15 protein-coding genes and 1 other annotated feature are annotated in these 14,162 nt (G+C 40.5%); all 15 genes read right to left on the reverse strand.

Annotated elements, in window-relative coordinates:
* Positions 1 to 19 precede the first annotated feature (19 nt).
* Positions 20 to 457, reverse strand: coding sequence for a YaiI/YqxD family protein (locus tag JI665_RS08705; protein WP_206838786.1), 438 nt, complete (start codon positions 455 to 457; stop codon positions 20 to 22).
* Between the two features lie 363 nt (positions 458 to 820).
* A complete protein-coding gene (locus JI665_RS08710; RefSeq protein ID WP_206838787.1) occupies positions 821 to 1,639 on the reverse strand; it encodes a pyruvate, water dikinase regulatory protein in 819 nt (272 codons plus the stop codon).
* 28 nt (positions 1,640 to 1,667) lie between these two features.
* Positions 1,668 to 2,300: a helix-turn-helix transcriptional regulator gene (locus JI665_RS08715; protein WP_162272013.1), complete on the reverse strand. Its 633-nt coding sequence runs from the start codon at positions 2,298 to 2,300 to the stop codon at positions 1,668 to 1,670.
* Positions 2,301 to 2,558: 258 nt separating this feature from the next.
* The gene (gene glyS, locus JI665_RS08720) at positions 2,559 to 4,631 is read right to left on the reverse strand and encodes a glycine--tRNA ligase subunit beta (protein ID WP_206838788.1); all 2,073 of its coding nucleotides are present in this window, start codon (positions 4,629 to 4,631) and stop codon (positions 2,559 to 2,561) included.
* Positions 4,624 to 5,514, reverse strand: coding sequence for a glycine--tRNA ligase subunit alpha (glyQ, locus tag JI665_RS08725; RefSeq protein ID WP_206838789.1), 891 nt, complete (start codon positions 5,512 to 5,514; stop codon positions 4,624 to 4,626). Before glyQ ends, glyS begins: the two co-directional genes overlap by 8 nt.
* Positions 5,515 to 5,630: 116 nt before the next feature.
* Positions 5,631 to 5,816: a binding site (T-box leader), on the reverse strand.
* Between the two features lie 82 nt (positions 5,817 to 5,898).
* Entirely contained in the window at positions 5,899 to 6,654 is a 756-nt protein-coding gene (gene recO, locus JI665_RS08730) for a DNA repair protein RecO (RefSeq protein ID WP_206838790.1), read from the reverse strand.
* 30 nt (positions 6,655 to 6,684) lie between these two features.
* Positions 6,685 to 6,828, reverse strand: coding sequence for a YqzL family protein (locus JI665_RS08735; RefSeq protein WP_009332996.1), 144 nt, complete (start codon positions 6,826 to 6,828; stop codon positions 6,685 to 6,687).
* A gap of 160 nt (positions 6,829 to 6,988) precedes the next feature.
* Entirely contained in the window at positions 6,989 to 7,909 is a 921-nt protein-coding gene (gene era / locus JI665_RS08740; RefSeq protein ID WP_206838791.1) for a GTPase Era, read from the reverse strand.
* Complete coding sequence (locus tag JI665_RS08745) at positions 7,902 to 8,345, reverse strand: cytidine deaminase (RefSeq protein WP_211202479.1); 444 nt, start codon at positions 8,343 to 8,345, stop codon at positions 7,902 to 7,904. Before JI665_RS08745 ends, era begins: the two co-directional genes overlap by 8 nt.
* A gap of 34 nt (positions 8,346 to 8,379) precedes the next feature.
* Entirely contained in the window at positions 8,380 to 8,631 is a 252-nt protein-coding gene (locus JI665_RS08750; protein WP_206838793.1) for a hypothetical protein, read from the reverse strand.
* Positions 8,632 to 8,710: 79 nt separating this feature from the next.
* Positions 8,711 to 9,118, reverse strand: coding sequence for a diacylglycerol kinase family protein (locus tag JI665_RS08755; RefSeq protein ID WP_206838794.1), 408 nt, complete (start codon positions 9,116 to 9,118; stop codon positions 8,711 to 8,713).
* Positions 9,096 to 9,566 carry an rRNA maturation RNase YbeY gene (gene ybeY / locus JI665_RS08760; protein ID WP_206838795.1) on the reverse strand — a complete coding sequence of 157 codons (471 nt, stop codon included), beginning with the start codon at positions 9,564 to 9,566 and terminating at the stop codon, positions 9,096 to 9,098. The genes JI665_RS08755 and ybeY overlap by 23 nt, the downstream gene beginning before the upstream one ends.
* Positions 9,563 to 11,755, reverse strand: a complete 2,193-nt coding sequence (locus tag JI665_RS08765; RefSeq protein WP_206838796.1) for an HD family phosphohydrolase — start codon at positions 11,753 to 11,755, stop codon at positions 9,563 to 9,565. Before JI665_RS08765 ends, ybeY begins: the two co-directional genes overlap by 4 nt.
* A gap of 242 nt (positions 11,756 to 11,997) precedes the next feature.
* Positions 11,998 to 12,963: a PhoH family protein gene (locus JI665_RS08770; RefSeq protein ID WP_206838798.1), complete on the reverse strand. Its 966-nt coding sequence runs from the start codon at positions 12,961 to 12,963 to the stop codon at positions 11,998 to 12,000.
* Positions 12,960 to 14,153 carry a sporulation protein YqfD gene (gene yqfD / locus JI665_RS08775; protein WP_206838800.1) on the reverse strand — a complete coding sequence of 398 codons (1,194 nt, stop codon included), beginning with the start codon at positions 14,151 to 14,153 and terminating at the stop codon, positions 12,960 to 12,962. Before yqfD ends, JI665_RS08770 begins: the two co-directional genes overlap by 4 nt.
* Between the last annotated feature and the right edge of the window lie 9 nt (positions 14,154 to 14,162).

A 14,162-nucleotide genomic window follows, 5' to 3' on the forward strand; every position in this document is an offset into this window, starting at 1 on the left:
CTCAGGTATTCGATAAACCTTACTGAATTCCTTCAAGATTCGACAAAATCTTTGTCAATTTCTGCACAAATCTGGATCGATCCTCTCGGCTATATGGTTTTGGGCCTTTCCCATAAACACCTCTTCTTCGCGCTTTCACTGAAAGATGCCTCATTTCAAGCGCGGTCCGAATTTCATTTTCTTCAAATAAAATTCCCCTGGGAGAAAGGACATAAACACCATTCAGCAAAAGAGTTGAGGCCAATCCAATATCTTGAGTTACCACTACGTCTCCTGATTTCACATAATTCATTATGAATAAATCAGCAGCTTCCTTACTGCTGTCAACAAATTTCCAGACAGCCCCATTTAGGTCATTTTTCATATGGGCATAAGAAGCAACAAACACTGCATCCATTGTAAAGGAATTGGCTATTTCGACAATTTCTTCTTTTACGGGACAGGAATCAGCATCCACAATAATGTTTGGTTTGCCTAATGTTCTAATAATTCTACATCACTCCGCATTATCCTTCTTTGCATGAATAACTTTTGCATAGTGAGATATGTCGAATTTTTTCTTGGACGAAAGCTTGACATGCCACAATAAATAGTTTATTCCTTCGCAATGAACTCTAAACCTATTCGGGTACATTTTTATCACAATTTTTTATTATAGTACATTAATCTCTATTTTGCCATTATTTTATCTGGAATGAATATAATTTAATTTCCTGTTTTTTTTGTTAAAATCCCATCTTAGAATGGATCATATTTACATTAAGCTAATCAGCCTTCATGCCGCACCACAAAAAGAAAAGGCACATAAAAAATTTATGTGCTAGCTTTTCGGAAAGCTTTTACGGTATTGATTTAAGATCATATTGGCTGTTTCCTCTACTGCCTTATTCGTAACATCTATTACCGGGCATTTAATTTTGGAAACGATTTTCTCAAAGTAACCTATTTCTTCTTTGATTCTCTCTATATTTGCATAGCTGGCATTATCGCTTAAACCTAGCGATATTAGACGTTCTCTTCGGATAAAGTTTAATTTCTCAGGACTGATTTTCAGACCGAAGCACTTATCCGGCGGGACCAGAAACAGCTCTTCAGGAGGATCAACTTCAGGAACAAGGGGAACGTTAGCCACTTTAAGGCGCTTATGTGCAAGATATTGAGAAAGAGGTGTTTTTGATGTCCTTGAAACGCCTATTAACACTATATCTGCTTTTAATATTCCACGAGGGTCTCGGCCATCATCATATTTCACAGCGAACTCGATAGCCTCAATCTTTTTAAAATAATCCTCATCAAGCTTTCTGACCAGTCCAGGTTCAAAGAGCGGAGTAATGCCGCAGGCTCTTTGGATTTGATCCATTAAAGGGCCGACGATATCAAAAGCATATATCCCTTCTTCTGCAGACCTCTGGTTAATATATTTCCTCATATCCGGCTTAACCATTGTATAGGCTATCATCCCATTATCCAGCTTTGCCAGCGATATGACTTCATCAATATGTACTTTTTCTTCAACATATGGAAAGCGTTTAATAAATATATCACTGCCATTAAACTGACTCGTGGCAGCTTTTGTTACAAGTTCAGCCGTTTCTCCCACTGAGTCCGAAACGACGTAGATGATCGGCAATTTTTCCATTCTTCAACACCATCTCCTTCTTACTTTGCTACTTTTCTCCGGCCAGGGCCAAGAATGCTTTTGTCAGGTTTGTTTTGGTTATCCTGCCGTTAACTTCAAACCCTTTCTCCGTCTTTTTTACAACAGGAAGGGCATCGATTTGCTTTTCAATCAGCTTTTTAGCAACTTCTATGAGCAAATCATCTTTTTCACACATTGTAATATTAGGCATTCTTGTCATAATGATATTAACAGGGATGGAATTAAGCTCCTGCTTGCCAATACTTGCCCGAAGCAAATCCTTCCTTGACAAAACCCCTACAAGCAGTGAACTCTGGTCCACTACAAATAGCGTGCCGACATCTTCCAGAAACATAGTCACAATTGCATCATAAACCGATACATTTTCATTAACAACTACAGGAATGGATTGATAATCTCTTACATAAAGCTTCTGAAGGTTTTCTGTCAACAGCTGTGCCCCGGTTTTCCCTGTATAAAAATAGCCTACACGCGGACGGGCATCCAAATAGCCTGCCATCGTTAAGATAGCCAGATCAGGCCTTAGTGTCGCCCTGGTTAAGTTTAGCTGTTCCGCTATACTCTCACCAGTGATCGGCCCGTTTTCCTTTACGATTTCTATGATCTTTTCCTGCCTTTTATTTAATTCGATCTTCCTCACCACCTAATCTGAAAAAGGTATGCTAATGGCACTCATTTCCCACTATAATAAGGTTATACTTTTATATAATTATTATATACTATTTGTCATAAATGAAAAGATGTGTTTCATATATAGTTTTCTTTACTTCACCTGATATGTGCAAAATATGAAAGAGCCCGTCAGCAATATAACAGGCTCTTTCCTGACAGCCATAGCAGCTGTCTTCCCTCTTAAAATTTAATCCTATTCCAGCATAAAACGCAAAATTTAAGCTCGTTACTTAACTATAATTTCGTTCATATTTGCAAATTCCTTTATCACATCAGCCAGATTTGCCATCTGGTGCAGCCTGTTGCTGCGAATTTCCTGATTCTCATCCATAACCATAGTATGCTCGAAGTATTGATCAATTTCAGGTTTCATGCTTATTAGCAGGTTAAAGGCAGCTTCTTCTGTAACCTCTTTTCTTAATTCCTCGTTCACTGACAAATATTTGTTGAACAGAGCTTTTTCGTATTCGTTTTCAAATAAGCTGCTATCTATGTCACCTTTATTCTCAGCCTTAGAAGCAATGTTGATAACTCGGCTAAGAGCTTCAATGCTTTCCTTGAAACCTTCAGCATCCTTTTGGGATTCCAATACTTCAGCTCTTTTTACAAGTGAAGGCACGGAACGGATTTCACTGCCTAAAACAGCTTCAATTAAGTCATAGCGCACTGCCTTTTCCTGGAGCATATATTTGATTCTTAATTTAAAGAAAGAAACCAGTTCCTGCATTAATTCACCTTTTGATTTCTTTCCAATCTGAGAATTAAGAACAGACTCAGTAGATAATGCAATCAATTCTTCGAGTTTCAAATCCCAGTTTTTTGCCAATAAAGTCTGGATCACACCCGTTGCCTGCCTTCTTAAAGCATATGGATCCTGTGAGCCGCTTGGGATAATCCCTATTGCAAAGGAAGACACAATTGTGTCCAGCTTTTCAGCAATAGACAGTACTGCACCAGCATCACTTGCAGGCGTCTGGTCCTCTGCATTGCGCGGCATATAATGTTCATTGATTGCACGCGCCACAGCTTCCTTTTCACCTTTTTGCATGGCGTATTTTTCCCCCATAAAACCTTGCAGCTCAGGAAATTCATAAACCATATGCGAAACAAGGTCGAACTTGCTGATTTCAGCAGCCCGGTCTGTCACGGCCTTTGCTTCATCACTGAAATGAAGATTCTCACTCAGTTTAGCTGCCAGCTGGCGAACACGGTCCACCTTCTCAGCAAGAGTTCCAATTTCTTCATGGTAAACAATGTTTCTAAGTTTTTCCAGCGATACCGCAATTTCCGTTTTTTGGTCTTCCCTGTAGAAGAAAGCTGCATCAGAAAGTCTTGCCCGTAATACTTTCTCATTTCCTTTAGCCACTTTCTCCAAATGTTCATGTGATCCATTTCGGACAGTAACAAAGTAAGGAAGCAGCTTACCCTCTTTGGATTTTACCGGAAAATAGCGCTGGTGTTCCTTCATGGAAGTAATTAAAACCTCTTCCGGAAGCTCCAGGTATTCCTCTTCAAACTGGCCATATAATGCTGTCGGGTACTCAACAAGATTGTTTACTTCTTCCAATAAATCTTCATCGACAGGGATCACCCAGTCATTCTCTTCTTCAATTTTTTCCAATTGTGATAGAATAGCACTTTTTCTTTCCTGAGGGTTAGTTATCACATATTGAGACAGCAGGGACTTTTCATAATCAGAAGGATTGTTAATTTCAATCTCTTCACCCAGAAAACGGTGGCCCCTAGTAAGGTTTGAAGTCTGAACATTCGTGATTGCAAAAGGAATGACTTCATTTCCGAATAATGCCATAAGCCATTTGATCGGCCTGATAAAACGCAGTTCCTGGTTTGCCCAGCGCATATTCTTTGGGAATGATAACGAGGTAACAATCTGCTGGAGTTCCGGCAGCAGGGCTGCTGTTTCTTTCCCTTTAATAAATTTGCTGACATGGGCATATTCAACCCCATTAATTTCTTTAAAGAATATATCTTCAACAGAAGCCCCCTGGCCCCGGCTGAATCCAACCGCAGCTTTAGACCATTCTCCATCCTCGGTTAAGGCGATTTTTTTTGCAGGTCCTTTCGCTTCCTCATTTATGTCCTCCTGGGCGGTATCTACTCCCGTTACAAGAACAGCCAAACGGCGTGGAGAAGAGAAGGCGCTGATCTCGTCAAAAGATATTTTCTTATCCAAAAGCCATGATTTCACTTTATCTGAAAGCTGATTCATTGAATTAGTGACAAATCTGGCAGGCATTTCTTCGAGTCCAATTTCCAGCAGAAGATCTTTCTTATTCATGAGATCCTTCCTCCTTATCCTTTAAAATTGGGAAGCCAAGTTTTTCTCTCTCTTCATAAAAAGTTTTGGCTACTTTTCTGGCCAGATTTCGGCATCGTGCGATATAGCCTGTTCTTTCTGTTACAGAAATCGCTCCCCTTGCATCAAGCAGATTAAAAGTATGGGAGCATTTTAATACATAGTCATATGCTGGGTGCACAAGTCCTTCATCCATTTGTCTATGTGCTTCTTTTTCATAAATATTGAACAAATTAAAGAGCATTTCCTGATCAGACGTTTCAAATGTGTATTTCGAATGCTCGAACTCAGGCTGCAGGAAAATATCTCTAACCGTAAACCCGTCAGTCCATTCAAGGTCAAACACATTTTCCTTGTCCTGAATGTAAGATGCGAGCCTTTCAATTCCGTATGTAATCTCAACAGATACAGGCTTACATTCCAATCCGCCTACCTGCTGGAAATATGTGAACTGCGTTATTTCCATGCCATCAAGCCAAACTTCCCATCCTAAGCCTGCACAGCCCAGAGAAGGATTTTCCCAGTTATCTTCTACAAACCGGATATCATGTTCAAGCGGATCAATGCCCAACACTTTCAATGAATCAAGATAAAGCTCCTGAATATTATCCGGCGATGGCTTCATGATCACCTGAAATTGATGATGCTGATAAAGCCGGTTTGGATTCTCTCCATAGCGCCCATCGGCCGGACGGCGTGAAGGCTCTACATAAGCCACATTCCAAGGCTCTGGTCCAATCGCCCTTAAAAATGTATACGGGCTCATTGTACCTGCCCCTTTTTCAGTGTCATAAGCCTGCATCAAGATACAACCCTGTTCAGACCAATGTTTTTGAAGTGTTAATATCATGTTTTGAATATTCATAGGACACCTCTTTCTTATTTGTTTTAAAGTAAAGCTTTATGGACTTAGCAGCTGCCTACCTATTGCGCTTCCGCCTTTCTGTGAACATAAAAAACTCCCGTCTCTATGCCCAATGGCATAGGGACGAGAGTTTACCCGCGGTTCCACCCTATTTGCTGCGCTTTTGACTGCAGCCTCTTTTGTTGTCAATAGACAATATTGCTCTGGAACGCCCTTCCTTAACCATCTATGCCCGGCTCCCACTATCCCGGGTTCGCTTTAATTAGAAAATGTTAAGTACTCTTTTCCTTCACAGCAATTATATTTTATTAATTTGAATCATAGCGGAATGGATTTAAATTGTCAATAATAACAAAAGCCGAAACGCTATGCTTATAAAGAAACTCATTTCATTAAATCATTGAACTTTGCCATTTGATTCAAAAATTTTTTTGTCTTCAAGTTTAAGCCTGAATACTCTTCATAATAGGCAGAAATAATCTTTTTCAATTCAGCTTTGGTTTCAGGTTTGACAGAGATATTGCCGAGGCGGGACAAGTCAAAAAAGTAAAACAGGCGAAGCAGCTTAATTGTCGCCTGCGACACTTTAAAATGATAAGGATCCTTATCAAGGCAGCGGTGACAAATCAGGCCGTTTTCCCGGATAGAAAATGCAAAATGTCCGTCAGTGCTTCCGCAGACAGAACATTGATCAAGTACCGGATATAAACCCAGAGCATTCAGCATTTTCATTTCATAAATGTTTGTGAGAATTTCAGGGTCATATCCTTCGTTTATTAAATTTAACGTTTGATGCAGCAATTCGAATAAGAATGGGTTAGGCTTCCTATCCTCGATGCTTTTATCAGTCAAATCGACAATATAGCTTGCATAAGCTGTCAGAAAAATATCTTCTTTAATGGACCGCATGGATGAAATCATGTCCCCCTGCTGCAGGGTACCCAAACCGCTTCCACGCTGAACTAAAAAATTCCCGTATGTAAAAAGCTGGGTGACAGCAGCAAGTCTGCTGTTTGGCTTTTTCGCACCTCGTGCCATCACACCAACTTTTCCCCATTCACGGGTATATAAAGTAACAATCTTATTTGTTTCACTATAGTTAGTTGTCCTGATGACGATGCCTTCACATTTATCAAGCAACTGTGACACCATCCCTGTCTTTCGACAAACCTATGAGATGGGAAAATCAGCTTCTGCTAGCTCTTCATCATTGCTGCCGGGTATATCCTGAGTTTCCTTTTCTAGCTCCTTGAAGAGAAGATATGTGTCAATATTTCCTGTCTGGGAAAACACTCTCCAGGTAAAATCCATCATCGAAAACCCCACCTTTCAGTTATTCAACTAGCAATTTCTTTTATCCCAATACATTTATCTATATCATAGCCTGTCTTTGTAAAATCATGAGACGAAAATATTGTCAATCACCTGTATGCATATAAACCAGAAATGAATAATACTTTAATTAGGGCCGGGTTTAGTACTCATCATCACGGAAGCCAAAGTCACGGAGCTGGGACATTTTATTCCGCCAGTCTTTTTGGACTTTGACCCAAAGCTCCAGAAAGACCTTTGACCCAAGAAGATTCTCAATATCAACCCTTGCTCTTTTTCCGATTTCCTTGAGCATTTTGCCTTGCTTTCCAATCACAATGCCCTTTTGGGAATCACGTTCCACAATGATAGTAGCCATTACATGAACGACATCCTTATCTTCGCGGCGCTCCATTTTATCAATGGTTACAGCAAGCGAGTGCGGTATTTCTTCTCTTGTTAAATGCAGCGCTTTTTCCCTGATCAGTTCGGAAACGATAAATCTCTCCGGGTGGTCCGTTACTTGATCAGCCGGATAAAACTGCGGCCCTTCCGGAATATATTCTTTAATCTGTCCTAACAGCGTCTCAACATTATTGCCTTCTAAAGCAGAAATAGGGATAATTTCGCTGAACCCGTACTTTTCCTTGTAAGACTCAATAATTTTAAGTAGTTCATCTGGGTGTACCTGGTCAATCTTATTGATTACAAGGAAAATCGGTGTACGGACTGACTGAAATTTCTCAAGTATGAATTCTTCACCGCGTCCAAAGCCTTCCTGTGCATTTACCATAAACAGGATGACATCCACTTCTTTAAGTGTATTTTGGGCAACTTTCATCATAAAGTCTCCCAGTTTATGCTTTGGCTTATGGATTCCTGGCGTATCGATAAAAATATATTGTGCGTCATTGGTTGTCAGGACACCCTGAACTTTATTCCGCGTTGTTTGCGGTTTATCACTCATAATCGCAATCTTCTGCCCAATTACGCGATTTAAGAACGTTGACTTTCCTACGTTCGGTCGGCCGATTATGGAAATAAACCCTGATTTGTGTCCTTTTGGTGTCGTAGTGTTATTCATGTAAATCCTCCGGTGAAAATGCTCCTGGCAGTAATTCTTCAACTGTTAATTCCTTAATATCCCCTTTTAAATTGGTTAAAACCACTTTCATTTCAGGCGGACATAATTCGGCTATTACCTGTCTGCATGCACCGCATGGGGGAACAGGACGGTCTGTGTCAGCAACTACAGCTATGGCTGAAAAACTTTTTACGCCATCAGAATACGCTTTAAAAAGCGCAGTCCTCTCAGCACAATTACACATGCTGTACGCAGCATTTTCGATGTTGCAGCCATGAAAGACCTGCCCGTCACTGCTTAGTAGTGCTGCTCCTACTTTGAATTTTGAATATGGCACATATGCTCTATCTCTTGCAATCTTTGCTTCTTTTATTAGTTGATCGCTGTTCACAAATATTTCTTCCTTTCCTGTAAAGCGAGTTGCTCCCCACGCCATTAATAACCAATATTTGGAACTGTAATGGGCTTAGTTAGATTGAGCAGAGACGCTCAATAGCTTCTTCTGTAAGAAGCAGCCGCTTCTCTTTTATTTTACAACATTTTACTTTGATTTTCATCGTTTGTAGCAAAAACGTAATAAAAAAATTGAATTTTCTAAAAATATATAGGCTGATTAAATTTTGAACCAAGCCACCATTCTCAATGAGATTCCACAACATCTCCCCAGCCTGCAATATTAACTGCTGTTCTGTCATTTTAGCGGATTCAGTTGGCGTTTTCAAACACATGCTTATTTATTTCTGCAGAATCCTGTCAGGCTTTGCTGTTTATATGGAAAAAGCCAAAAAGCAAAGCTGCCCATCAGGACAGCTTCACATTACTGCAAAACATGAGAATTTTAGGAAGAAATATAACCCCGCCTATAATTACACTTACAATTGCATACACCAATACTGCTCCAGCAGCAATGTCCTTCGCTTGCTTTGCAAGGGGATGATAATCTTCTGTTGCCAGATCCACAACCCTTTCAATGGCTGTGTTCAGCAGTTCGAGTGAGAGCATGCCCCCGATGGCCAGGAGAATGATCATCCATTCAAAGCTGGAAATGCCAAAGAATACTCCAAAAATAATAACAGCTATCGACACCGCCAAGTGTATCTGCAGATTCCTTTCATCCAATATTGCTGTTCTAATGCCGGAAAAAGCAAACGAAAAGGATCTGAGGACACTATGTTTCCGGACCTTTCTATCTCGTGAGCCCGAATTCATCTAATATATCCTTTTGGCGGGAAAACATTTTTTTCTCATCTTCTGGATTTTCATGATCATAGCCAAGAAGATGAAGGAAGCCATGGACCGCCAAAAAACCAAGCTCCCTAATAAAAGAGTGTCCATACTCCTCCGCCTGCTCCTTCGCCTTCGCAACGGAGATAATTATATCCCCCAGGACTCTGGGCATATCGGCCCCTCTCAGTTCGATTTCACCTTCACCCAATTCTTCCATTGCGAAAGAAATAACATCTGTCGGCCGATCTTTATCCCGATACTCCCTGTTAATTTCGCGGATGCGCTCATTGGTCACAAATGTAATGGATACTTCGCTTCCCGGCTCCACAGATTCTTTAGAGGCAGCAAAATTAATAAGCTCTTCAATTTTGGCTATTTCATTTTCCTGAAGCTCATTTGTCTCATCCAAAAAGTCAATATTTAAATTCATGCCTGTTTCACCTTCTGTTTTGTCATTTCAGGATACTCTATACGTGAATGGAAAATTCCGTTTAACGTTTCGCAGAACGAGTGTGAAACGGTTTCCAGCTCTTTTAAGGTTAAATCACATTCATTCAGCTGTCCATCCTGAAGCCTGTCTGCGATAATCTTTTTGACCAGTTCCTCAATTTGTTCTGTTGTAGGGTGCGCCATGGAACGGACTGCGGCTTCTACACTATCAGCAATGCCGATTACTGCCGACTCTTTTGATTGCGGTTTTGGTCCCGGATAGCGGTAGTCCTCTTCCTTTACTTCCAGCCCATTCTGTTTTGCTTTGTAGTAAAAATATTTAAGCAATGTTGTTCCATGATGCTGCTCGGCGATATCTACTATCTCCTTCGGCATCTTATGCTTCCTCAGCATTTCAGCACCATCTGCAGCATGGGCGATAATAATATTCTTGCTTGTCTGCGGAGGGAGCCGATCATGCGGATTTTCAATATTAACCTGATTTTCGATAAAAAATTGAGGCCGCTTTGTTTTTCCGATGTCGTGATAATAGCAGCCCACCCTTGCGAGAAGGCCATTTGCACCAATAGCTTCACACGCTGACTCAGAAAGATTGGCAACCATTACACTATGATGGTAAGTTCCTGGAGACTCAGTCAGGATCTTTCTCAGCAGGGGATGATTAGGATTAGATAGCTCGATCAGCCTCATAGTAGACAATATTCCAAAGCCTGCCTCGAAATACGGCAGCAGGCCAATTGCCAGCACTGCAGACGAAATGCCTGAAATCAGAGCGATAACAAAGTAAAATCCATATTCAATCGTATCATAGTGACCGTTTCTTAAGAAAAGCATTGAAAAGATAACAAGTATGTTTACTGCAGATACAAATAAACCAGCCTGCAATATTTTGGAACGGCGATTCTGCTTGCTCAGAAACAATATGGCAGCCAAGCCGCTGCAGAGGATATAAATGGCTGATGTCAGCTGAAATGTGCCAGTGACACCTTCATTAAAAATTACGCTTCCTGTGATAGCCATAATGATCGTATAGTACATGGCAAGCTTTTCATCAATTAGTATTTTGATCAGCATAGCTCCCATAGCTGCAGGGTAAATGTATCCTATCTCTGAATAATCAGCATATTGGAATAGGCTGATGACCTTCATCAGCAATATGGATAAGATAAAAATAAGGCTAAACAGCAATAAATAACTTTGTTTTAATTCCCGCTGCACGTTCATTTCATGAAAATAATAATAAAGGGCCGATAAGACAATGACGATTATGAGCGATAATCCGATAAAAGGCTGAATCGAATTAACACTGTCAAGGAGTCCTACAAGTTCCAGCTGCCTGTATATGTCCCTGCTGATCAGCTGATTTTCTTCTACAATAATCTGTCCCTGCAGGATTTTAACCGGCTCGACACTCTCAACAGTCTGCTGCCGTAATTCTTCCGTGGCAGCAGGATCATAAAATTGATTTTGATATATAGCATAACGTCCCAGTTCTATTGCAGCTTTTTTCAAATCTGAATTTAAACTGGTAAACTTTAGTTCTTCTTCAACACGCTTTTTCGCGTTCTCCACTTGTTCAGCCGGAATTTCATTATTCATAATTTTATTGATGGCCGTTACCGTAAGGTCTTTTGCAATGCTCAGCTCTCCCTCCTTTGCCTGCAGCAAAGAAAGGAAAACACCATCTGATACCTCTCTTGTTACGTCATCAGTGAGCTTTTCTTTAACCATGGCCAATTTATCTTCAGGACCAGGGTCTGCAGGGTCTGGTGCCCCTGCCTCTTTATCAGCCTCATTTGAAGCAGCTTTCTCTTTCTTTTCCATCTCTTCTTTTACTTCATCGTTCACTTCCGATACGGAACCGAAAATGGAGGTAACCAGGTCAACTCTGTTTTGTGCAATCTCTTTTTTAACAACGTAAATATCCTTAACGTTATTTTCTGCTTCTTTTCTCTTTCTTTCTGTGCTTGCTTTATCCTCAACTGTTATCGGTGACCTTATAGTCTGTTCAGCAACAGAGAACAGGCCTAAATCCAGCTTTTCAGGCTTTACATTGCTATACATGGAAAAATACATAACAATACCCAAGAGAATAAATAAGAGAACACGAAAAAAGGTCATATTAAGCAAATTTCTGATTGTAGTCATACTCTGCTGAAGGTTTGGCACATTTACCCCTCCTGTCCTGGGTAAAAAAATTCCAACAAACTTAAATATGCATTTCAGTATTAATTATGTAAAATCATATCAGTTTTTCTAAAGGTTTTCACCAAGAAAAAGGCCTATCTATTAACAGGTTACCTAAACATTTCATTAATAGCAAATAATTCCATGGTGATTCCTGTTATTCATTTATTCCGCTGAATTATTTTACTCAATGAAAAAACCGCCAAAGTCGGCGGCTTAACGGTTCACTGGTGATTTTCTTTTTCGTATGCCTGGATAATCCTGGCCACAAGCGGATGCCGCACAACATCACTCTGTTCCAAATGAACGAATGATAGCCCGCTTACACCCTTGAGAATATCTTCAGCCATTATCAGGCCGGATTTTACTCCCTTTGGAAGGTCAACTTGCGTTTTGTCTCCAGTAATAATCATTTTTGAGCCGAAGCCCAGCCGGGTTAGAAACATTTTCATCTGGGCTTGAGTGGTATTTTGCGCTTCATCCAGGATCACAAAGGCATCATCTAAAGTTCTTCCGCGCATGTACGCCAGCGGTGCAATTTCAATCGTGCCTCTTTCAATCATTCTTTGTGTATGCTCTGCACCTAAAATATCATGCAAAGCATCATACAATGGCCTTAAATAAGGATCGACTTTTTCCTTTAGATCCCCCGGCAGAAACCCAAGGCTCTCGCCCGCTTCGACTGCAGGACGGGTTAGGATAATCCTTTTCACATTCCCATTTTTCAAAGCATTTACGGCCATGACAACAGCCAAATAGGTCTTGCCTGTTCCTGCCGGACCTATGCCAAAAACCAGGTCATTTCTGCGGATTGCTTGAATATATTGACGCTGGCCTAATGTCTTAACACGAATGGACTTGCCTTTTGCATTTTTTGTAATTTCTTCTTCATATAAATCACTGAAGTACTCAAGTGTACCCTTATGAGCCATTTGAAGAGCATACATAACGTCTCTCTGACTTATATTTATCCCTTTCCGGATTACATAAAGCAGTTTATCCAGAACCTTTCCAACCAGTTCTACCTTGTCCATTTCTCCAGACACAAATACAGATTCTCCTCTGGTTACAATGGAAACATTCAGTTCTTGCTCAATAATTTTTAGGTTTGCATCCGAATTTCCCAATAGGGCAATTGCTTCGTTTGGGTCTTCCAGCTGCAGGTTCATTGTTTTCAAGTCTTCTGTCATTCCGAATCTCCTTGAATAATTGGTTGTCCTTCTGCAATATTCTCAATAATTTGGAAATGTATTGCTATTGTTACTTTACCATTGTCAATTGATTGGTGCAAAACTTTTTCTCCCATAACTTTAGCATTTTCATCTAAGCTGCTTTTTATTTTTTTTCTTGCCAAATCTTTCGCTGCTTCAAATGCCTCTTTATTGGAATATATTCTTGTGACTTGCTCCCTTTCACGGAACGTTTTATTCACATATGAAATAGGTAGCTCCCACTTCAGGAATTTTACTCTTTTTTCATTTTCCTCTAACTCATACTCTTCAAACTCCGGGCTCCCAAATCCCCATATTGGAATTTCAAGGTTTCCGACCGTAAGTGCATGCTTGACTTTTTCATTGCCGCTGAAGACTTTGAAAGTGCTCTTAAGCGGAAGAATAACTTCAGATTTATACCATGTCTCCCCAAAAATCTCCCCTTTCGAAGGAACAGTCTCTGTTTGGCCCTCTTTCCCGATTATCCCTGAGACCAAAAGCTGTCCTGGCTGAACATGATCGTGTATATCAACGACTGGACGCCCTTCTTCGACAAACATATCTACAATGACTGCTTTCTTCTTCGCTACCAAATGACGCGGACTTAAATACTCAGGCTTATTAGGCTCATTTTTCTCTACGACCTGCAAATGGTAGGTTGTCCCTTTTAACTCCACACCGACCCAAGTAATGGCTTCAATATTGTTTGAAAGATTACGCTGGATAGATTCCACATTATCTACAAAGAACTGCAGCTTTCCTTTCTTAACCCCCATCTTGTCCAATTCTTTGATGATCTGATATTCAGTAGCAGGATTTGCACCCTTAATCTCTATTCCCCAAACCATATTGGATAATAGGAGAATGACTGCAAAAAACGCGAGGGCACCAGCAGCAAATCCACTGTTTTTCAGCAGCCTTTTCACAAGGAATGGAGCTCCTGCCCGCTGCAGGAACTCGATTCTGCAATCGCTGTTCCTGGCGTGGCTCCTTATTTTTTTGGCATCTTCCAATTTCATTTTGAAGGTGACTGATTGTGTTCCATGGTTTTTCACATTCCAGATATTGATTCCGCTGCGGGTAAGCGCATTAATGAATCTTTCTATTCCCTTCCCGCTTGCTTTAACTGTTACAAGGCCCCTGTAAAATTCGATCCACTGGTTCTTCATTTCCTTCCC

The sequence above is a fragment of the Bacillus sp. NTK034 genome (assembly GCF_017303275.1).
In the GTDB taxonomy this organism is placed as follows: Bacteria; Bacillota; Bacilli; order Bacillales; family Cytobacillaceae; genus Cytobacillus.

Excerpts from the sequence above, each read along its gene's own strand:
- JI665_RS08710 (WP_206838787.1), bottom strand. The coding sequence starts at position 1,639 with ATGGAAAAATTGCCGATCATCTACGTCGTTTCGGACTCAGTGGGAGAA.
- glyS (WP_206838788.1), bottom strand. The coding sequence starts at position 4,631 with ATGAATAAGAAAGATCTTCTGCTGGAAATTGGACTCGAAGAAATGCCT.
- glyQ (WP_206838789.1), bottom strand. The coding sequence starts at position 5,514 with ATGAATATTCAAAACATGATATTAACACTTCAAAAACATTGGTCTGAA.
- JI665_RS08735 (WP_009332996.1), bottom strand. The coding sequence starts at position 6,828 with ATGATGGATTTTACCTGGAGAGTGTTTTCCCAGACAGGAAATATTGAC.
- era (WP_206838791.1), bottom strand. The coding sequence starts at position 7,909 with ATGAATAACACTACGACACCAAAAGGACACAAATCAGGGTTTATTTCC.
- JI665_RS08745 (WP_211202479.1), bottom strand. The coding sequence starts at position 8,345 with ATGGCGTGGGGAGCAACTCGCTTTACAGGAAAGGAAGAAATATTTGTG.
- JI665_RS08755 (WP_206838794.1), bottom strand. The coding sequence starts at position 9,118 with ATGAATTCGGGCTCACGAGATAGAAAGGTCCGGAAACATAGTGTCCTC.
- ybeY (WP_206838795.1), bottom strand. The coding sequence starts at position 9,566 with ATGAATTTAAATATTGACTTTTTGGATGAGACAAATGAGCTTCAGGAA.
- JI665_RS08770 (WP_206838798.1), bottom strand. The coding sequence starts at position 12,963 with ATGACAGAAGACTTGAAAACAATGAACCTGCAGCTGGAAGACCCAAAC.
- yqfD (WP_206838800.1), bottom strand. The coding sequence starts at position 14,153 with ATGAAGAACCAGTGGATCGAATTTTACAGGGGCCTTGTAACAGTTAAA.